Genomic DNA, 20,114 nt, shown 5'->3' with positions numbered 1-20,114 from the left:
TTTCAGCGGCGGTTGGTCCGGCGGGAACTGGCCCGATGGACGTTACGCCAGGCGCCGCTCTTGCCCGCTTCCTCGTCGCGCAGCCGGCGACCGGTCAGGGCCAGGAAAACATCCTCCAGCCTGGGTTCCTCGACCTGGAGGTTCACGATCGGGACCTCCAGGTTGCGTAGCAGGTCCGGCAGGTAAGCGGCCGGGTTGTCGACGACCACGGTGACGCTGCGACCGTCGACGGCGGCTTCGTGACCGTCGGCCCGCGCCCGGCGGACCACCGGGGCGGGATCGTTGCATTCCAGACGGATCAGACCGCCGCCGAGGGAGCGCTTGAGCGCCGTGGGCGTGTCGCAGGCCACCAGCCGCCCGTGATCGATGATGCCGATGCGGTGGCAGAGCTCGGCGTTCTCGAGCTGGTGGGTGGTCAGGAAAACGGTGATGCCGTCCTCGACGACCAGCTTGCGGATGGCCGCCCAGATGCGATGGCGGTTCTGCACGTCGAGCCCCAGGGTGGGTTCGTCGAGGAACAGGACCCGGGGACGGTGAAGCAGAGCCCGGGCCACCTCCAACCGTCGCCGCATCCCGCCTGAGAGGCGGTCGACCAGCTTGTCGCGCCAGTCGTCCAGTTCGACCAGGGACAGCATCTGGGCGACGCGGCGCTTGCGATCCTCGACCCGGTAGATGCGGGCGTGGAAGTCCAGATTCTCCGCCACGCTCAGCTTGGTGTCCAGGGTCGATTCCTGGAAGACGATGCCGATGTGCCGCCGCACCTGGGAGGCTTCGGCGACCACATCACGACCGGCCACCCAGGCCCGACCGCCGCTGGGCCGGATCAGGGTGGCCAGGATGGAGATGGTCGTCGTTTTGCCGGCGCCGTTGGGTCCGATGAAACCGAAGATCTCGCCCTCGGCGACCTGGAGGCTGACGCCGTCGACGGCGACCAGGTCGTCATAGCGCCGCACCAGGTCCCGGGTTTCGATAGCCGGGACCGCCCCTTCACGGTCGTTTTTGTGCGCGGCGGTCAGCATCAATCCAGTATAAAACAGCCTCAGCGGAGCGACAAGCCCGGCGGCGCCGGACAGGCGTTTTTCCCCGCACCCCTCACGCTCCGGCCGCGGGAGCGCTGATTGTTCCTTGCCGGGACATCACAGTGAGGCGGCACGCGCTGCGGTCTATCAGGGCGCCGGTAAGCCCCGGGGCTGTTATCAAAATGAGAATATCCAATGATGGCAATATCCTTGGCAAACTGAGTCACAGTTAGCCATATCTCCGCCATATCACCCCGGACCAATCCGCAATAATCCACAAAAAGATGTTCCAATACTTGACAAAACATATTTATCATACTACCCTTAGTTAAACAGACCACAATAGACCGGGTGTGTTTTAACTGCGTTTATAAGACGAGGCAACATACCTGAAGGAGAGCAAACCATGACCAAAGTCGACCTGATGGTCCTCGGCCTGTTATCCGAGGAGCCGATGCACGGCTATCAACTAAAACGGGTGCTGGAGGAGAAACACGCCGATCTATGGAGCGAGGTCTCCACCGGGCACCTCTACTATACCCTGAAGAAACTCCGCAACAAAGGGATGGTTGTCGAGAAGACGGCCCAGAAGGGCAACCGTCCGCCGCGTCACGTCTACTCCCTCACCCAGGAGGGGCGTGAGGCCCTCGAGGGCGGACTCGATGAACTCGATGTTTACAGCCAGCGACTGTACTTCGGCCTCGACACCGTGATCGGCTTCGCCAAGCCCCTGGAACTGGACGCCGACAAGCTGACCGAACTCCTCGACAAGCGCTTTAAAGCCGTGCGCGAAGAGGAGAAGCAGATTCGCGATGCCTGGAAGAAGATGCAGGAGGACGGCGAGCTGACCTTCGGCGAGTACATGATCTTCCAACACCGCAAATGTCTGCTCAAGGCCGAACGCAAGTGGTTGCGTTGGGCGTTTAAAGCCACCGAAGGCGTCGACTACCAGGACCTGCAGGCCACGAAGTTCGAGGAAGACGGGCCCTACAACTCGCCTCGCTGACCCAGCGCGGTCCAATTCCGCGCCGGGTGATCGAGGTTAAGCGCTTGACGACCGGGTTTCACCATCCCTAATCCATACTAACCGACGTATTCGCAAATACCCGAAACCCGGCCCTTACCAGTTATCGTTACGCTTTACAGGCCTCCGCCGGCGGAGGCCTGTGGCTTTATCCTTTGCCGGGGAGGCGTCGGCCGGCGCCGTGGTCGGTGAGGTAACGCTCAACGGCAGCGCAGGTAGGCCCGCAGCAAGCCCAGTCCCAGCCCGGCGAGGATCCCGGCGTCGACCAGCAGGTTGACCAGGGCGTTGTATTCCGCTCTGAGATGCTTGTTATAGAACTGGCGCATGGTGAGGAAAAACTGTTTACGGGCCCAGACGAGGTTCTTGCCGCTGGACCGACCGTGGTGGTGGATGAAGCGGGCCGTCGGCACGTAGTTGACCTTCCAGCCCGCCCGGCGGAAGCGCAGGCACCAGTCGAGGTCCTCGGCGTAGAGGGGGAAGCGCTCATCGAGCAGGCCGACCTCCTCGAGGGCGGCGGGACGGGTCAGCATGCAGGAGCCCGACAGGGCTTCGACCTCGAGCACCTGCTCGCGATCGGCCCAGGTATAGTTGTAGCGGCCGAAGAGGCGGCTTCCGGGGAACAGGCGGTCCAGGCGCAGGAAGTGGAACAGGGCGACGAGGGGGGTGGGCACGGCCCGGGTGAACTGGGGCTGCTCCTCGCCGGCTGGGGAAAAACCCCGGCCGCCGCAGGCTCCGCAGTCCGGGTGGTCGTCCATGAAGCGCACCAACTCGGCCAGGGCGCCGTCGAGGACCAGCATGTCCGGGTTGAGGATCATCCGGAAGCGCCCCCGGGCCAGGCGCAGACCGCGGTTGTTGGCCCGGGAGAAGCCCAGGTTGGCCTCGTTGACCAGCACCCGGACGCCGGGGAAGCTGCGGGCGACCTCGGCGGTGCCGTCGCCGGAGGCGTTGTCGACGACGATGACCTCGACCTCGTCCAGACCGCCGGCGGTGAGGATCGAGGCCAGGCAGTCGCCCAGAACCTCACGACAACGGTAGCTGCAGATAACGACGCTGAGTTCGGGGTGCGGCATCTAGGCGTAGAACTCGGCGACAGCTTCGATCACCCGGTGCTGATCGGCGGGATCGAGTTGCGGATACAGCGGCAGGGCCAATACCCGCCCGCAAGCGGCCTCGGCGGCGGGGAAGGAACCGGCGCCGTAATCCAGCTCGGTGAAGCAGGGCTGGAGATGCAGAGGTTCGGGGTAGTAGACGGCGGAGCCGATACCGCGGGCGGCGAGATAACCGCGCAGCTCGTCGCGGTCCGCGGCGCCGACGACGTAGTAGTTGTAGGCGTGGAGATGGCCGCCGTCGGGTTGGGGCACCTCGACGAAGTCGGCCAGGGCGGCGTTGTAACCGGCGGCCAGGGCGCGGCGGCGCTCCAGATCGCGGTCCACGTGGGCCAGCTTGACGCGCAGCAGGGCGGCCTGCAGGGGATCCAACCGCGAGTTGACCCCCACCAGATGGTGACGGTACTTGGGCTTGGCCCCGTGGACGCGCAACACGCGCACCCGCTCGGCCAGCTCGGCGTCGTCGGTGGCCACCGCTCCGCCGTCGCCGGCGGCTCCGAGGTTCTTGGCGGGGAAGAAGCTGAAGGTGGCGAGGTCGGCCAGGGAGCCGGCGCGCCGGCAATCCAGCTCGGCGCCGAAGCTCTGGGCGGCGTCCTCGATCAGGTAGACGTCGTCGCGGCCGATCAGCCCGCGCAGGCGGGGATAGTCGAGGACGTCGCCGTAGAGGTCGACGCCGATGACCGCCCGGATACGCTCGTCGGCGCAGAGGGCGGCGGCCTGCTCCAGATCCAGGCAGTACGTCCGCGGATCGATGTCGGCCAGCACCGGCTCGTAACCCAAGCGGACGACGCAGGACAGGGTGGAGAAGAAGGTGAAGGGCGTCGTCAGCACCCGGCTGCCCGGCGGCAGGTCCAGGGCTTGCAGAGCCAGCAGCAGGGCGTCGGTGCCCGAGGCCACGCCGACGACGTGCTCGACGCCGACGTAGGCCGCCAGCTCCTCCTCTAAAGACGCCACCTCGGGCCCCAGGATGTAGCGCCCCGAGCGCAGGACGCGGACGGCGGCCTCCTCGAGCTCGATACTGCGCTCGGCGTGGGCGGCGGCCAGATCGGCCAAGGGGATCTCGTTCACGTGTTCCTCCGTGGAGAAGGCGCTTGCCGCGACGACGGGGATAACGGCTCGACGCGGAGCGTTTCAGACCCCGCGAGCCGACGACCGCTAACCGGCGCATTGATCGGTCGTGAGACCGTCAGTCCCGCCCGTAGTTGATCAGGAAGAAGGACAGCCCCTCGAGCTCGACGGCCAGGTCGACGTTGCGGACCTGGATGCCGGGCGGAGCGTTGACCGTGGTCGGGGCGAAGTTGAGCACGGCGCGGATCCCGGCGTCGACGACGCGGTCCAGCACCCGCTGGGCCACGGCGGCGGGGACGGTGAGGATGACGATGTCGACCTCGCGGCGCCGCAGGATCGTCTCCAGCTCGGCGGCGTCCTCGACATCCAGGCCGCCGTAGCGTCGGCCGAGCTTGTCGGGATCGTTGTCCAGCAGGGCGACGAAGTCGAAGCCCTGACGGTTGAAACCGCCGTAGCCGACGAGGGCCGCGCCGAGCTTGCCGACGCCGACGACGGCCACGCGCCAGCTCTGGCCCTTGATGCCCAGAATGGCGGCCAGGCGGCGGCGCAGGAAACCCACCGGGTAACCGCGCCCCGGGGTGCCGAAGCGATCGAAGAAACAGAGGTCCTTGCGAACCTGGGCGGCGTTGGTGCCGATGCCGGCGCCCAGCTCCTGGCTGGAGATATAGGCCTGCTCCTCGCGCTCCTTCTGTTCCAGGAAGCGGCAGTAGAGGGACAGGCGGCGGACCGTGGCCTGGGGGATGGTTTTATTCATCGCGACGCTAGGTTGTGTAAGAGGGCTAGAAGGCCGAAATGTTGCGCAGCCGCTCGATGACCGGGGGGACGTTCTCGATGGTGTAGTCGATCTCCTCGGCCGTGGTGTAGCGCGAGAGGGAGAAGCGGATGGTCCCCTGGGCCAGGCCGTGATCGTAGCCCAGAGCCAGGATGACGTGACTGGGCTCCAGAGAGCCCGAGGAGCAGGCCGAACCGGTGCTGACGGCGATCCCGGCGAAGTCCAGCCCCATGACGATACTCTCGCCCTCGACGCCGGCGAAGATGATGTTCGAGGTGTTAGGCAGGCGCTCCGCTTCGGCGGCCAGGACCGTGGTCTCGGGAACGGCGTCGGTCAGGCCCTCCTCGAGACGGTCGCGTAGTTCGCCGATCCGTCGGTGATCGTCGGCGGCGGCCAGCTCCACGGCCCGGGCGAACCCCACGGCGCCGGCGACGTTCTCCGTCGAGGCGCGGCGGCGCTTCTCGTGACCCCCGCCCAGCAACAGGCTGACCGGCGGGCGCCGGCCCCGGCGGATGTAGGTCAGGCCGACGCCCTTGGGGCCGTGGAGCTTGTGGGCCGAGGCGGCGACGAAATCCAGCGGCAGCTCGGCGAGGTTCAGCTCGATCTTGCCCAGAGCCTGGACGACGTCGGAGTGAAAGGGCACCTCGGCCTCGCGGCAGACCCGACCCAGGGCCGCGAGGTCCTGCAGGGTGCCGATCTCGTTGTTGGCGGCCATGATGCTGACCAGGCGGGTGTCCGGGCGCAACGCCCGGCGCAGCTCGTCGGGATCGACCCGGCCCTGACCGTCGACGGGCAGCACGGTCAGCTCGAAAGCCCCCTTGGCCAGGAAGCGGCAGGTCTGCAGCACCGCGGGGTGCTCGATGGCGCTGGTGACCAGATGGCCGTCACCGTAGCGGGCGGCGACGCCGCGGATGACATAGTTGTCGGCCTCGGTCCCCGAACCGGTGAAAACCAGCTCGTCTGAGTTGACGCCGAGGAAGCCGGCGATGGTGCCTCGCGCCTCGTCCAGGCCCTGCTTGGCCGACTGGCCGAACTGGTGGAAGCTGGAGGCGTTGCCGTAATTGTCGGTGTAGTAGGGCCGCATCGCCTCGACGACCTCGGGGGCGGTGCGGGTGGTGGCGTTGTTATCGAGATAGACCTGCATCGGGTTTCCTTCCCTGATAACCGGCGGCGTCCAGCAGGCGTCGACGGTGAATGCCGTACGGGTAAGACCCGGTAACGTGCTTTATTTCACGAGGTTGGGCAAAAAAAACGACCGATGGGAGCAGCCATCCGGGACGATTATAGGACGACGACGTTGAAAAAACCAGGATCAGGGGTAGTTAATCTCGGTCACCTGCCAAGCGTCTTTACCCTCATCCTCGGGGTAGAAGGTGTGGTGATAGGGGCTTTGCGTTATCTCGGCACCGTTCTTGTAGAGGTGCACGGTGCAGGGCACAGGACTATCGCAGCCGTTGGCGTCGGCGTAGGCGACCTCGACGGCGTAGGTGGCGTCACGGTCCGTGATGGCGGTAATGTACTCGGGTCCGTAGCCGTAGCTGTCGCCGATGTCCAGGCGCATCCCGCCGACATTGGGGTCGTTCTCCGAGCAATCGTTGCCCAGGTCGTCGAGCAGGTGCAGGTTGAGGTTGGCTCGATCAACGGTGTTCCACTCCACCGCGGCGACGATGTTCTCCCGGGAGGAACTCCAGGCGCCGCTGAGCTCCAACTCCGGGCTGGCCTCCAGCAGGGTGCCGCCGGGAAAGGCCGAGACGTGGATCTCCAGGGTGTTGAACCCGCTGGGGATACGCACCAGATGCTCAAAGCTCCAGCGGCTCTCCTCCTCCTCGACGGGCTGCAGCTCGAAATCGGAGAGGATGTACTCCTCGGTCTTGTTGCGCAGCACCAGGACGTGACCGTCCCACTCGTCCGGGGTGTTCAAGGGGTCGGTGTCGGTGACCTCCCCGGCGACGACGAGAACGCGATCATCGAAAGGTACGGTGTCGCCGTCCAGGTACTCGGCGCCGCTGGCGTAGCCGGTGACCGAGATCTCGGCCTCGGAGCCGGGCAGGGGCTCCGTGGTGTCGCAAGCACTGTACAACCCCACCAACACCGCGGCTGCCATCGCGATGATCAACAGCGAACCGTTAATCGCAATCCTGCGTCTCACACCTCCCCCCCTTCGCTGTTCGCCGGTGTCGGCAGACTCTGTGGGAAACAGTTGTGCAGCCACTGCAACCGGCGGGTGGTCCGGCAACGCTCGGCGAGGACGATGGCCCGCACCTCGGCGATGGTGCGCTCCAGATCGTCGTTGACGACCACGTAGTCGTACTCCGCGGCGTGGCCCAACTCGCGCTCGGCGTTGCTCAACCGGGTGGCGATGACCTCGTCCTTCTCCGAACGACGGCGTTCCAACCGCTCCCGCAGGGTCTCCAGGTCCGGAGGGACGATGAACAGCAGCACGGCGTCGGGGAAAGAGCCGCGGATCGCATCGCCGCCCTGGACGTCGATATCGAGAACGATGTCACGACCGCCCGCGAGGGCGTCCAGCAACGGTCCCCGCGGAGTGCCGTAGTTGAAACCGTGGACCTCGGCGGTCTCGATGAACTCATCGCTCTCCCGGGCCCGCTCAAAACGCTCCGAGCTGTAGAAGTAGTAATCCTGGCCGTCCACCTCGCCCGGACGCGGGGGCCGGGTGGTGGCGCTGATGCTGTAGAACATCTCCGGATGGTAGTGCTGCAGGGCGCGGAAGATCGTCGTCTTGCCGCCGCCCGAGGGCGAGGAGATAACGAAGGGGATACCGCGCTGACGCTGGGGCTCGATCATCGGACCGTCCCGTGACGAAGGGTTATCGGTTCACTTTCCGCCCGAGAGGGCGCGACCTCACGCAGCGTCGACACTGCCGGCTCCGTGGCGACGAGACCTTTGTCGGCCCCGCCTGCCCCTAAGACGGGCGCCGCGGCCGGAACTGGCACGGTTTTTGCAGCTCGGCGGCCGTCGAAGCGGCGAGCGGGGTGCGCCTCCGCAAAAACCGTGCCAGTTCCGGCCGCTGTAATCGTTGCGTGGCTCTTGGAGCCGCGGGGGTCGTCCGCCAAGGTCTCGTCGCCGGTGGGCGCAGCGTTACGGGGTTGAGCGTCCGCTTGCTACGCTGACCGGTGGAGGAGCGACGGTTGCTGTTGCTGTGTAATCGTACCGCCGTGCGGTTCGCGAGCGGGGTTCTGAGAGCGGCCCTTCAGGCGAGGTTGGCGGCCTGCTCGCGCAGTTGGTCGAGCAGGACCTTCATTTCGAGGACCACGGGGGTGATCGCGGTGCCGACGGCCTTGTTGCCGCAGGTGGTCAGCTCGCGGTGGATCTCCTGACAGAGGAAGTCGAGGCGTCGGCCGACGGCGCCGCCCTCGGCGAGGGCCGCGTCGAAGGCTTCGAGGTGGCTGTCGAGGCGGTCGAGTTCCTCGGTGACGTCGGCCCGGGTGGCCAGGTAGGCGACCTCCTGCTCGAGGCGGCCCTCGTCCAGTTTGTTGTCGTCGTCGAGAAGCTCGTTGAGCCGTTGGCGCAGGTTATCGGCCAACTGGGCGGAAGCATCGGCGACGGCGGCGTGGAGCTCACCGCGCAAATCGCGCAGCTCGGCGAGGATACGTTCCATCGCCTCGCCGAGCCGGTCGCCCTCTTCGCGGCGCCGCTCCAGCAGGCCGTCGAGGGCCTGTTCAGCGGCGCGGCGGACGGCGGCTTCCAGGCGCTCGGCGTCGACGCCGTTACCGCTCTCGGCCAGTACACCGGGCAGGCGCAACAGCTCGTAGGCCGACAGGGAACGCGCGACACCGGGGGGCAGTTCTTCGAGCGCCGCCAGATATCCCCGGGCGCGGGCTTGATCGACGCGGGGTCGGGCCTCCTCGGGGGTGAAGCCGGCGAACTCGAGGCAGCCCAGGCGGACGTTGCCCCGACTGATGCGTTCGCGGATCAGCTCCAGCACCAGGGGTTCGTAGGGCGCCAGGGCGTGCGGCAGCTTGACGGAAGCCTTGAGGTGCTTGCCGTTGACGCTTTTGGCTTCCAGGGACAGCAGGTCGCCGTCGGTGACGCAGCGTCCCACGGCGTAACCGGTCATGCTCTCCAGGATAAGGCTTCCTCCGGGGTTAGAAGGTTCCGTCGGCCTCGGGGCCCTCGAGTCCGCCCTCCTCGCCGGGGCGGTAGCCGAGGAGTTCGGCGGTGCGCCACCACTCGTCGGCGGCCACGGTGTCGCCGCTGCGGTAGTAGGCGAAACCCAACTGGTAGGCGTAGCGGCCCTCGGCGGGATTCTGCTCGACGGCGCGCTGCAGCTCGGCGATGCCGTCGTCGAACAAGCCGTTGGAGACGTAGGCCTGGCCGAGGAGACTGTGGAACTCGGGATCACGGGGCGCCAGGGGTTCACCCCGCTGGAGCAGCTCCAGGGCGCGGTCGTATTCGCCCCGGGCCAACAGAATCTTGCCCAGGCCGCGGTAGGCGACGTAGAAATCGTCGTCAAGGTCGAGGAGCTTCTCGTAGCAGCGTTCGGCGAAATCGCTGTAGCCGACGCGCTCGAAGTGGCGGCCCAGCTCGAGGTGGATGCGCCAGTGGCGTTCGTCGGCCAGGGAGGCCCGCCGGTACATCCGCATCGACTTCTCTTCGTCCTCCAGGCGTTCGAGGACGTCGGCGTAGTATTTGAGCGTCCAGGGATCGTCGGGCTGTTGGCGGAAGACCTCGAGAACGGCCTCGAGGGCCTCGGCGGAGGAGCCGAGCTCGAGGAGCACCCGGGCCAGCTCGCGCCGGGCGACCCAGAAGTCGGGGGCGATCTCCAGGGCCCGTCGCAGGTGGGCGGCTTCCTGGGTTCCCGAGTTGACGCTGCCCAGGGCGCGGCAGAACCAGCGGTAGGCTCGATGGCTGAAGGTGACCACTTCCCGCGCCCGATCCAGTTCCAGCTCGTCGAGGGGATCATCCAGGGCCAGGCGCAGCTCCTTGTAGATCTCGACCTCGATGGCCAGCAGATCGATGCCGGTGAAGCGGATGTTGAACAGCTCTTCCTCGGCGGGGTGAGAGAGCAGGGCGACCTCAACCTCGAAGCGCGGGTCCTCGGCGATGTCGGCGGGCCACTCGACCAGATAGGAGCCGGTCAGATAGTAATCGGGGCGCAGCTTCTCGATCAGCTTGTCGTAATCGGCGTCGTTGAAGCTGTCCTGACGCCCCAGGGACAGCTCGGCCAGCGTCTCCCGCAGGGTGCGGAATCCGATGCCCACACCGGCCTTGTCGGCGTTGAGCCGATAGGCCAGGGCCTCCGTCAATCCCAGGGAGTACCAGGAATCGACGGCGGCGCCCTCGTTATTGAGCGGCAGACAGACCACCCGGGGCAGGGCCGGGCTGCTCGTCACCGCGACGAGGAGCAGCAGGACCAGGCTGTAACGCGGGACGCGGTTCATCGTTTACGGGGCTCCGGGTGACGTTTCGTCCTCGGGTTGGGGTTCGGGCTCCGGCTCGGGCTCGGGCGGCGGCGCCGGGGTATTGTCGACGCTGAAGGGAACGGTGCCGGGTTCGCCGGTGTCGTTGTCCGCCGGAATCACCCTCAGGGTGCCGGAAGCGGCGGTTTCGCCCAGGTCCATCACCGTGTCCCAACTGACCGTCGTCGGTCCGGTGAGCCCGCTGAGGCCGCCGCTGATCGAGGCCGGCGTCCAACCCGTTCCGGCGTCGTATTCGAGTCCGCAATCCACCGGATCACCTTCCGGATCCAGCGGCGTAACGGTGACCTGGACGATGCCGGACAGGGTACCGGCGGGCAGGCTGAGTTCAGCCGACGGCGGCTGGTTGTTGTCGAGCATGAAGATGCCGGTCAGCCCCTCCTGGCCCTGATCGTTGTCGGAGGGCAGGGCGCTGATCATCACGGCGTTCTCGTCGACACCCGGTGCATCGGTGTCGCTCTGCCAGGTAAAGGCGCCCGGATCCGGGGTCAACCCCTCGAGCGAACCGGCGATGGTGGCCGGGTCCCAGCTCGAGCCACCGTCGAGGCTGTAGGAGACCTCGAGGGAAACGGGATCGTCCTCACGGTCGCTGATAGTATAGCCGATTTCGACGGCTCCCGACTGCTCGCCCGACGGGGTCTGCAATTCGATCCGCGGGGCCTCGGAGTTGTCCAGGGGGAAGGGACCGGTCTGGGCGGGTTCGCCGGTGTCGTTGTCCGCCGGGGTAACACGCAGGTAGACGGCGGGCAGGTCGCGGGCGTCCAGGTCGGTCGTCGAGTTCCAGGTCAAGCTGCCCGGCCCCGGGGTCACACCTTCTAAACGCCCGCTGACATCGGCCGGGTTCCAAATCGCTCCGTCCGTCGAGTACTCGACGCTCAGCGTAATCGGGTCGTTCTCGCGATCGGACAGCTCATAGGCCACCTCGACCTCGGCGGACTGCTCCTCGCTGATCGGCTGCAGGCTGATCGTCGGCACGTCGCTGTTATCGACCTGGAAGGGGCCGGTGGCTGCCGGTTCGCCGGTGTCGTTGTCCGCCGGGGTGATGCGGAAGACGTACTCGCCGTCCAGCATGTCGACGTCCTGCTTCGAGTTCCAGGTCAGGCTCCCCGGACCCGGCGTGACGCTCTCGGTCTGACCCGTCACCGTGGCGGGCCGCCAACTGGCTCCGCCGTCGGCCGAGAACTCCGGCGTCAGCGTAATCGGGTCGTTCTCCCGGTCCTGCAGGTCGTAGGCTATCTCGACGTCGCCGCTCTGCTCGCCTGTCGGCGTGGTCAGGCTGATCGTCGGCACGTCGCTGTTATCGACCTGGAAGGGGCCGGTGGCTGCTGGTTCGCCGGTGTCGTTGTCCGCCGGGGTGATGCGGAAGACGTACTCGCCGTCCAGCATGTCGACGTCCTGCTTCGAGTTCCAGGTCAGCGTACTGACGTAGCCCGCCGGGCCGATCTCCGCGGTCTGGCCCGTCACCGTCGCCGGCTCCCAGGTCGCCCCGCCGTCCCGGCTGAACTCGGGTTTGAGCGAGATCGGATCGCCCTCGCGGTCCGAAATCTCGTACTGGATCGTCACGTCGGCGGTCTGCTCTTCGGTGATGTCCGTCAAGACAATGCTGGGGATATCGCTGTTATCCACCTGGAAGTTGCTGGTCGCGTCCGCCGTGCCCTCGTCGTTGTCGCTCGGCGTGAGCTTGAACTGGACTTCGAACAGGTCCAGCATGTCGACGTCCTGCTTCGAGTTCCAGGTCAGCGTGCTGACGTAGCCCGCCGGGCCGATCTCCGCGGTCTGACCCGTCACCGTCGCCGGTTCCCAGGTCGCCCCGCCGTCCCGGCTGAACTCCGGTTTGAGCGAGATCGGATCGCCCTCGCGGTCCGAAATCTCGTACTGGATCGTCACGTCGGCGGTCTGCTCTTCGGTGATGTCCGTCAAGACGATCGAGGGCGGCTCGTTATTATCGACCCGGAAGGCGTACGCCGCCGCGAGGAGCGTCAACAGAGCGAGCAAGACGGCTCGGAGCTTCATAATAACCTCGTTTGCGCCGTTAAAGGGCCCCGGGGAGCGGGGCCGCGGATCGTTAACCGTCGAACCGACCACGACCGGAGCACGGGCCGCGAGCCTCGGTTGGAAAGATGGACTGTCGGACTAGCGGACGGTGGCCGCCTGACCGGTGTCGTTGTCGGCCGGGGTGACGCGGAAGACCACGTCGGCGGCGTCGACGCCGTCTAGATCGGTGACCGAATCCCAAATGATATCGCCGGTGTACTGAGCCGTGGTCAGGTCCTCGGTCGGGTTGCGCACCGAGGCGGGCTGCCAGGTCGTTCCGCCGTCGAGAGAGTATTCGCAGGTGATGGTCAGCGGGTCGCCCTCGCGGTCGGACAGGGTGTAGGGAATGATGATGTCGCCGGAGACCTCGGCCTCGACGGCGCCCAGCTCGGCGGCCGGCGGATCGGAGTTATCGACCTGGAAGTTGACCGTGGCGTCGGCTTCGCCGGTATCGTTGTCGGCCGGGGTCAGGCGGAACTGGACCTCGAACAGGTCGAGCATGTCGGTATCGCTCTTGGAGTTCCAGATCAGCTCGCCGTTATAGCCCTCGGGACCGATGTCGGCGGTCCGGCCGGTGACCGTCGCCGGCTCCCAGGTGGCCCCGCCGTCCCGGCTGAACTCGGGGGTCAGGCTGACCGGGTCGCCCTCGCGGTCGCTGATGGTGTACTGGATCGTCACGTCGGCGGTCTGTTCCTCGGTGATGTCGGTCAGGCTGATCGAGGGCGGATCGCTGTTATCGACCTGGAAGGGCGCCGTCTGGTCCGGCGTGCCCTCGTCGTTGTCCGAGGGGGTGAGCTTGATGACCACCTCGAAGAGGTCGTAATTGTCGGTATCGGTCTTGGAGTTCCAGATAAGCTCGCCGTTATAGCCCTCGGGACCGATGTCGGCGGTCCGGCCGGTGACCGTCGCCGGCTCCCAGGTGGCCCCGCCGTCCCGGCTGAACTCGGGCTTGAGCGAGACGGGGTCGCCCTCGCGGTCGCTGATTTCGTAAGCGATGGTCACGTCGACGGTTTGCTCGCCCTCGGGGGTGAACACGCTGACCGCGGGGATGTCGGAGTTATCGACCTGGAAGCTGCTCGTGGTGTCGGCTTCGCCGGTATCGTTGTCGGCCGGGGTCAGGCGGAACTGGACCTCGAACAGGTCGAGCATGTCGATGTCGCTGGTGGAGTTCCAGATCAAGGAACCGTTGTAGGCCGTCTCGGAGATGCCTGCGGTCTGACCGGTGACCGTCGCCGGCTCCCAGGTGGCCCCGCCGTCCCGGCTGAACTCGGGGGTCAGGTCGACGGGGTCGCCCTCGCGGTCGCTGATTTCGTAGGCGATGGTCACGTCGCCGGTCTGCTCGCCCTCCGGTGTGACCACGCTGACGCGCGGAGCGTCGGAGTTATCGACCTGGAAGGGCGCCGTCTCGTCGGCCGCACCCTGGTCATTGTCCGCCGGGGTTAGCCTGAAGACCACGCTGGTGGAGTCCAGACCGTCCATGTCGCTGACCGACTGCCAGGTCAGGGTGCCGGAGTAGGCGCCGGGACCGATCTCGGTCAGCACGCCGGAAGTGGTCGCCGGGGCGAAGCTGGCGCCGCCGTCGGTCGAGAACTCGGGCTTGAGGCTGATCGGATCGCCCTCGCGGTCGCTGATCTCGTAGGCGATGGTGACATCGCCGGACTGCTCCTCGGTGATATCGGAGAGAACGATCGCCGGCGGATCGCTGTTATCGACCTGGAAGGTTCCGGTGGCGGCGGGCTCACCGGTGTCGTTGTCGGCCGGGGTCAGGCGGAACTGGACCTCGAACAGGTCGAGCATGTCGATATCGCTCTTGGAGTTCCAGGTCAGGCTGCCCAGGTAGCCGGCGCTGTCGATATCCGCGGTCTGGCCGGTGACCGTGGCCGGCTCCCAGGTCGTGCCGGCGTCGCGGCTGAACTCGGGGGTGAGGCTGACCGGGTCGCCCTCGCGATCCGAGATCTCGTAGTCGATGACCACGTCGGCGGTCTGCTCGCCCGACGGGGTGACCAGGGTGATGGTCGGCACGTCGGAGTTGTCCAGGCGGAAGGGTCCGGTGGTGACCGGCTCGCCGACGTCGTTGTCCTCCGGGGTCAGGCGGAAGAGCACCTCGGGCAGGTCGACGAAGTCGGTATCGGTCTTGGAGTTCCAGTCCAGGGAGCCGTCGTAGTTCTCGGGCGGGATGCCGCCGGTGGAGCCGATGTCCACCTGCTGGCTGACCGTGGCCCGGTTCCAGGTGGTTCCGCCGTCGGCGGACCACTCCGGCGTCAGCTTGACCGGATCGCCCTCGCGGTCGCTGATCAGGTAGTCGACGGTGACGTAGCCCGTCTGCTCCTCGGTGATCGGGGCCAGGGTAATCGTCGGGGCGTCGGAGTTGTCGACCTGGAAGATGTCGGTGGAGTAGGGCTCGCCGACGTCGTTGTCGGCCGGGGTCAGGCGGAAGGCGACCTCGAAGTTGTCCACCTGGTCGAGGTCGAGCTTGGAGTTCCAGGTCAGGCTGCCGGTGTAACCGGACTGGCCGATGCCTTCGGTCTGGCCGCTGACCGTGGCCGGTTGCCAGGTCGCCCCGCCGTCGGGGCTGAACTCCGGCGTCAGGCTGACCGGGTCGCCCTCGCGGTCCGTGATCTGGTAGGCGATGGTCACGTCGGCGGTCTGCTCGCCCTCCGGAGTCTGGACGACGACGCCGGGCACATCGGAGTTGTCGACCTGGAAGGGGCCGATCTGGTCGGAGTCGCCCTCGTCGTTATCGAAGGGCCGCACGCGGAAGTGGGTCTCGAAGTTGTCGACCATGTCCATGTCCACGGCGGACTGCCAGGTCAGGCTGCCCGAGTAGAGCTCGGGGCTGATGTTCTCGACCCGGCCCAGCACCGTGGCCGGCTGCCAGGTCGCCCCGCCGTCGGGGCTGAACTCGGGGATGATCGACAGCGGGTCGCCCTCGACGTCGGTCAGGGCGTACTGGATCTGGACCTCACCGGACTGCTCCTCGGTGATCGCCGTCAGGGTCACGCTGGGCGCCGTGGAGTTGTCGACGTGGAAGGGCGCGCACTGGCCGCTTTCACCGGTGTCATTGTCGGCCGGGGTGACGCGGAAGACGACGGACTCGGAGTCCAGGCCCTGGATGTCGGCGCCGGAGTTCCAGGTGAAGTAGCCCTCGTAGGGCGTGGGGCCGATCTCGCTCAGGGCGCCGGTGACCGTGGCCGGCTTGAAGGTCGTCCCGCCGTCGAGGGAGTACTCGGCGGTCAGGCTGACGTAGTCGCCCTCGCGGTCGTTGACATTGTAGACGACCTCGATGTCACCGGTCTGTTCCTCGGTGTAATCGGCGACGTTGCACACGGGCACGTGGTTGTTGTCGACGTGGAAGGCCGGGGTCAGGCCGGGCTCGCCGACATCGTTGTCCTCCGGGGTGATGCGGAAGACGACCTGCTCGGAGTCCTCGCCGTCGATATCGGCCACGCTTTCCCAGATCAGCTCGCCGGAATAGGCCGCCGTGGAGAGGCCCTTGGTGGTGGCCTCGTTCCAGGTCGTGCCGCCGTCGATGGAGTACTCGGGCAGGATGGCGGTGATATCGCCCTCGTCGTCGGTCAGGTTGTAGCCGATGACCACGTCGCCGGACTGCTCGCCGGTGACCTGGGCCAGCTCCGCCGCCGGGACGGCGTTGTTGTCGAGGTGGAAGGGTCCGACGGCCGCGGGCTCGCCGGTGTCGTTGTCCGCCGGGATCAGGCGGAACATGACGTTCTCCAGGTCGGCGCCCAGCAGATCGGTCTTGGAGTTCCAGACCAGTTGCCCGCCGTAAATCTCCGGGGTCAGGTTGTCGGTCTGACCGGAGACGGTGGCGGGCTGCCAGAAGCCGCCGCCGTCCTGGCTGAACTCCGGCGTCAGGGACAGGGTGTCCTGCTCCTGGTCGTTGAGCTGGTAGGCGAAGGCCAGGTCGCCGGTCTGCTCGCCCTCGAGGGTCGTGGTGATCTGAACCGTGGGCTCGAAGCTGTTATCGACGTGCAGGGCGCCGATCTGGGCGCTCTCGCCCTCGTCGTTGTCGAAGGGCCGGATACGGAAGAAGACGTCCTGCTGGTCGACGCCGGTGGTGTCGGCGGCCGAGTTCCAGGTGATGGTACCGTCGTAGCCCGCCGAGCCGATGCCCTCGGTCTGACCCGCCACCGTGGCCGGCTGGAAGGTCGAACCGCCGTCGTCGGAGTATTCGCAGACGATGGACAGCGGATCGCCCTCGCGGTCGGTGAGGGTGTAATCGATGGGAACGTCGGCGGAGACCTCCTCGGTGATCGCCGTAATGGCCACCGAGGGCGGGACGGAGTTGTCGACCCAGAAGGGCGCCGTGGCCGAGAAGTCACCGGTGTCGTTGTCGGCGACGGTGATGCGGAAGACCAGGTTCTGCTCGTCGCGGCCGTCGAAATCGGCGGCGGAGTTCCAGACGATCTCGCCGTCGTAGGCCGCCGGGCCGATGCCGCTGGTGGCGCCCGAGACCGTGGCCGGCTGGAAGGTCGTCCCCCCGTCGGCGGAGAACTCGCAGGCGATGGACAGTACGTCCTGCTCGCGGTCGTCGAGCTGGTAACCGATCGGGATGTCGCCGCTGGACTCCTCGGTGATGCTGTCGACGGTCAGGGTCGGGGTCTCGTTGTTGTCGAGGTGGAAGGCCACCGTCGAGGCCGGGCTGGCGGCCAGGTCGTTGTCGCGGGCGGTGATCCGCAGCATGGCCTGCTCGGTATCGAGCTGGTCTTCATCGACGGTCGAGAGCCAGGTGATGCTGTGGCTGGGCCGGCTCGATTCTAAACCGCGGACCAGGTTGGTCTCCTTGCCCTCGGGCTCGATGGTTTCCTTGGCGTAGGCCGGGTTCCAGGTGGCGCCGCCGTCGATGGAGTACTCCAACAATACGTCGCAGGTGTCGTTTTCCGGATCGTCGATGGCGAAACTCAACTGGACCTCGCCGCTGACCTCGGTGGAGATGTCGGTGACCCGGGCCGTCGGCGGCTCGTTGTTGTCGACGCGGAAGGGGACGGTGTCGTCCTCCTCGCCCTCGTCGAGGTCGCTGGGGATGATGCGGAACTGGACTTCGGGCCGATCGACGCTGGGCAGATCGGCGGACGAGAGCCAGACCAACTGACCCGTGCCCACCCAGTCGTAGGCCGCCATCTCCTGCATGCGGATGCCGGAGGTCGGCCCCTCGACGGTGGCCTCGAACCAGTCCTTGCCGAAGTTGGGCGAGTAGTAGCAGGCCAGGGAGATCTCGTCGTCGCCGGTGTCGGTAACCTCGTAGTTGATCTCGACCCGGTCGCTCTGCTCGCCGGTGACGTTCTCGACGAACATCGTCGGCGGCGGGTTGTTGTCGACGGTGAAGGGCGCCGAAACCACGCGCTGGCCGACGTCGCGGTCCTCGGGGGTAATGGCGAACAGGCAGCCCTCGACGTGTTGTTCCTCGAGATCGACGCGGGAGTCCCAGATCAGTTGATCGGCGTAGTGGGCGGGATCGATGTGGTGCAGGTTGCCCTCGGCGCCCAGGGCCTCCAGCCAGGTCTCGCCGCCGTCGACGGAGTATTCGCAGGTGACCAACAGCTCGTCGCTCTCGTCGTCCTCCAGCCGGTAATTGATATAGACGTCGCCGGTCTGCTCGCCCTCGAGGGGCTCGATGATCGCCCGGGGCGGGTCGTTGTTGTCGAGATGGACCAGGCCGCTTTCGATGCCCAGGCCCATCCCTGTCTGGTCCTCGGCGACCAGCTTGATCTTGACCCCGGTCTCCTCGATGTGGTCCATGTCGTCGCGACTGTGCCAAACCACGCTGCCCGTGTAGTCGGAGGGACCGAGACCCGTGGTCTGGCCGGAAACCGAGGCCTCGTGATACGTTCCGCCGGAGTCATCGGAGTAGAGGACCCAGAGCTTGACGGTATCGTTCTGGCGGTCGGATATCTGATACGAGATGCTGACATCGCCGGTCTGCTCGCCCTCGATGGGCTCGATGGCGACCTCGGGAACGGCCCCGTGACCGAACAGGGTGACGTGGGTGGGGTTGTTGAGAAACATCGGCCAGGGCGCCCGGTCGGGGTCGAAACCGCCGCCGACCTCGATACAGGCCAGGTTGCCGTCGTTGTTGCCGGCGACGATCTCCGTGGTGCCGTCGCCCTCGAGGTCGCCGATGGCCGGTGTGGAGCGCACGGCGCCGTTGGCGATGGGCACGGGGAAACCGGGGTGGATCTGGCCGTCGGAGACCTTCCAGGCGTAGATCTTGCCGTCCTCGGCACCGACGACGGCGGCCAGGCCGGCCCCCATGTCGGCCAGGGTGACCGAACCGTGAATGGTGGCGCTGCCCGTGGTCCCTTCCACGGCGGGCTGGACCAGGGGAAAACCGGGAACGCTGCGGCCGTTGGCTTCCAGGGCGTAGACACGGCCGTCGCCCGAGGCGATGACCACCTCGACCTCGCTGTCGCCGTCGACGTCGGCGATGGCCGGTGAGGAGTGGAAGATGTTGTACTCCGTCGGCACCGGCCAACCCGACATCAGCAGGCCGTTGGGCTTCCAGGCGTAGACCTTGAAATCCTCGCTGCCGACGACGATTTCGAGGAAGCCGTCGCCGTCGATGTCGCCCAGGGCCGGCGAGCTCTTGACCGAGTAGCCCGTGCTCTTGGGCATCTCCCAACCGCCCAGGGGGGTGCCGTCGTGGTTGACGGCGTGGACGAAGCCGGAGTTGTCGCCGACGACGATCTCCAGCATGCCGTCGTTGTCGATGTCGGCGGCCGTGGGCGAGCTTTCGCTGGCCGAGCCGAGCTTGTAGGGGAAGCCGGGCAGGTCGTAGCCCTGGTAGTCGAGGGCATAGAGCTTGCCGTCGCCCGCGGTGATGACGATATCGTCGGTGCCGTTGTCGTCGATGTCGGCCAGGAGGGCCGAGCCGCGGACGGGTCCGCCGGTGAACACCGGCCAGGAACCCGACAACAGGCCGCCCGAGGCGCGGAAGGCGTAAATGCCGCCGTCGTCGGAGCCGACGACGACCTCGGGACGGTTGTCGCCGTTGATGTCACCCACCGCCGGCGAGCTGAAGATGACCCCGTCGGTCGGATAACTCCACCACTGCTGACCGTTGGAGTAGAGGGCGTAGAAGGTGCCCCCGCCGGAACCGAAGAAGATCTCCTGCTGACCGTCACCGTTGGCGTCGGCCAGACAGGGGCTGGACTGAACACTGCGGCTGGCCTCGTCCTCGGCGGCGGTGTCGAAGCTCCAGGAGATGCTCTGGGCCCGGACGACGCCGGCGGCGGCCAGCAGGAGGATCAGGCAGAAGCGCAGGGTGGGGATTCGTTTCACTTGCTCGCCCTGGATGGTGGGAGACGGCCGCGACGCGGAGGTCGCGCAGCCGGTACGATTAGACCGCTTAGTACGACGTCGTTTACCTGTGTCGCTACGGTGCAGACGCTGGGCTCGAGAATCGGCTACGATCTTAGTGCAGACTGGTGTTGGCGGGATAGCCGCTTCGGCGTAGCCGAGCTGTGACGCGGAATCCGTCGACCCGGCTGCACCGATTAGAAGAGGAAGAGGGGGATTGCCTTTTATACGACGGATAGCCGACGGGCGTCCGGGCGTCCCGGTGTTTGAATAACCGGGATGACCGGGCGGCCGCTGGATTCAAACCCCTTCTCAAGATCATCGTCTCAAGATCATCGT

General features: G+C 66.6%; 12 protein-coding genes. 1 reads left to right on the top strand and 11 read right to left on the bottom strand.

Annotated elements, in window-relative coordinates:
- Nucleotides 1-2: 2 nt before the first annotated feature.
- On the bottom strand, nucleotides 3-1,019 hold the full coding sequence (locus GF399_00725; protein ID MBD3398838.1) for an ATP-binding cassette domain-containing protein: 1,017 nt from the start codon (nucleotides 1,017-1,019) through the stop codon (nucleotides 3-5).
- A 406-nt stretch (nucleotides 1,020-1,425) separates the two neighbouring features.
- Between GF399_00725 and GF399_00720 the strand changes: the two genes are divergently transcribed.
- The gene (locus GF399_00720; GenBank protein ID MBD3398837.1) at nucleotides 1,426-2,025 is read left to right on the top strand and encodes a hypothetical protein; all 600 of its coding nucleotides are present in this window, start codon (nucleotides 1,426-1,428) and stop codon (nucleotides 2,023-2,025) included.
- Nucleotides 2,026-2,243: 218 nt separating this feature from the next.
- Here the strand turns inward: GF399_00720 and GF399_00715 are convergent, their stop codons facing one another.
- From GF399_00715 to GF399_00670, 10 genes are all read right to left on the bottom strand, one after another.
- Nucleotides 2,244-3,113 (bottom strand): glycosyltransferase, encoded by an 870-nt coding sequence (locus GF399_00715; GenBank protein ID MBD3398836.1) that lies wholly within the window; start codon nucleotides 3,111-3,113, stop codon nucleotides 2,244-2,246.
- Nucleotides 3,114-4,259 carry a transcriptional regulator gene (locus GF399_00710; protein MBD3398835.1) on the bottom strand — a complete coding sequence of 382 codons (1,146 nt, stop codon included), beginning with the start codon at nucleotides 4,257-4,259 and terminating at the stop codon, nucleotides 3,114-3,116.
- Nucleotides 4,260-4,335: 76 nt separating this feature from the next.
- Nucleotides 4,336-4,971: a redox-sensing transcriptional repressor Rex gene (locus tag GF399_00705; protein ID MBD3398834.1), complete on the bottom strand. Its 636-nt coding sequence runs from the start codon at nucleotides 4,969-4,971 to the stop codon at nucleotides 4,336-4,338.
- 25 nt (nucleotides 4,972-4,996) lie between these two features.
- Complete coding sequence (locus GF399_00700) at nucleotides 4,997-6,133, bottom strand: aminotransferase class V-fold PLP-dependent enzyme (GenBank protein MBD3398833.1); 1,137 nt, start codon at nucleotides 6,131-6,133, stop codon at nucleotides 4,997-4,999.
- Between the two features lie 168 nt (nucleotides 6,134-6,301).
- A complete protein-coding gene (locus tag GF399_00695) occupies nucleotides 6,302-7,138 on the bottom strand; it encodes a hypothetical protein (protein MBD3398832.1) in 837 nt (278 codons plus the stop codon).
- Entirely contained in the window at nucleotides 7,135-7,794 is a 660-nt protein-coding gene (locus GF399_00690) for a guanylate kinase (GenBank protein MBD3398831.1), read from the bottom strand. Before GF399_00690 ends, GF399_00695 begins: the two co-directional genes overlap by 4 nt.
- Before the next feature lie 406 nt (nucleotides 7,795-8,200).
- Nucleotides 8,201-9,067 (bottom strand): YicC family protein, encoded by an 867-nt coding sequence (locus GF399_00685; GenBank protein MBD3398830.1) that lies wholly within the window; start codon nucleotides 9,065-9,067, stop codon nucleotides 8,201-8,203.
- 28 nt (nucleotides 9,068-9,095) lie between these two features.
- Nucleotides 9,096-10,391 carry a tetratricopeptide repeat protein gene (locus tag GF399_00680; GenBank protein MBD3398829.1) on the bottom strand — a complete coding sequence of 432 codons (1,296 nt, stop codon included), beginning with the start codon at nucleotides 10,389-10,391 and terminating at the stop codon, nucleotides 9,096-9,098.
- Nucleotides 10,392-10,394: 3 nt separating this feature from the next.
- Nucleotides 10,395-12,440, bottom strand: coding sequence for a hypothetical protein (locus GF399_00675; GenBank protein ID MBD3398828.1), 2,046 nt, complete (start codon nucleotides 12,438-12,440; stop codon nucleotides 10,395-10,397).
- Nucleotides 12,441-12,560: 120 nt separating this feature from the next.
- Nucleotides 12,561-19,757: a PQQ-binding-like beta-propeller repeat protein gene (locus tag GF399_00670; protein MBD3398827.1), complete on the bottom strand. Its 7,197-nt coding sequence runs from the start codon at nucleotides 19,755-19,757 to the stop codon at nucleotides 12,561-12,563.
- Between the last annotated feature and the right edge of the window lie 357 nt (nucleotides 19,758-20,114).

The organism is Candidatus Coatesbacteria bacterium (genome assembly GCA_014728225.1).
In the GTDB taxonomy this organism is placed as follows: Bacteria; RBG-13-66-14; RBG-13-66-14; order RBG-13-66-14; family RBG-13-66-14; genus WJLX01.
This window is presented reverse-complemented; position numbering and strand designations above follow the sequence as displayed.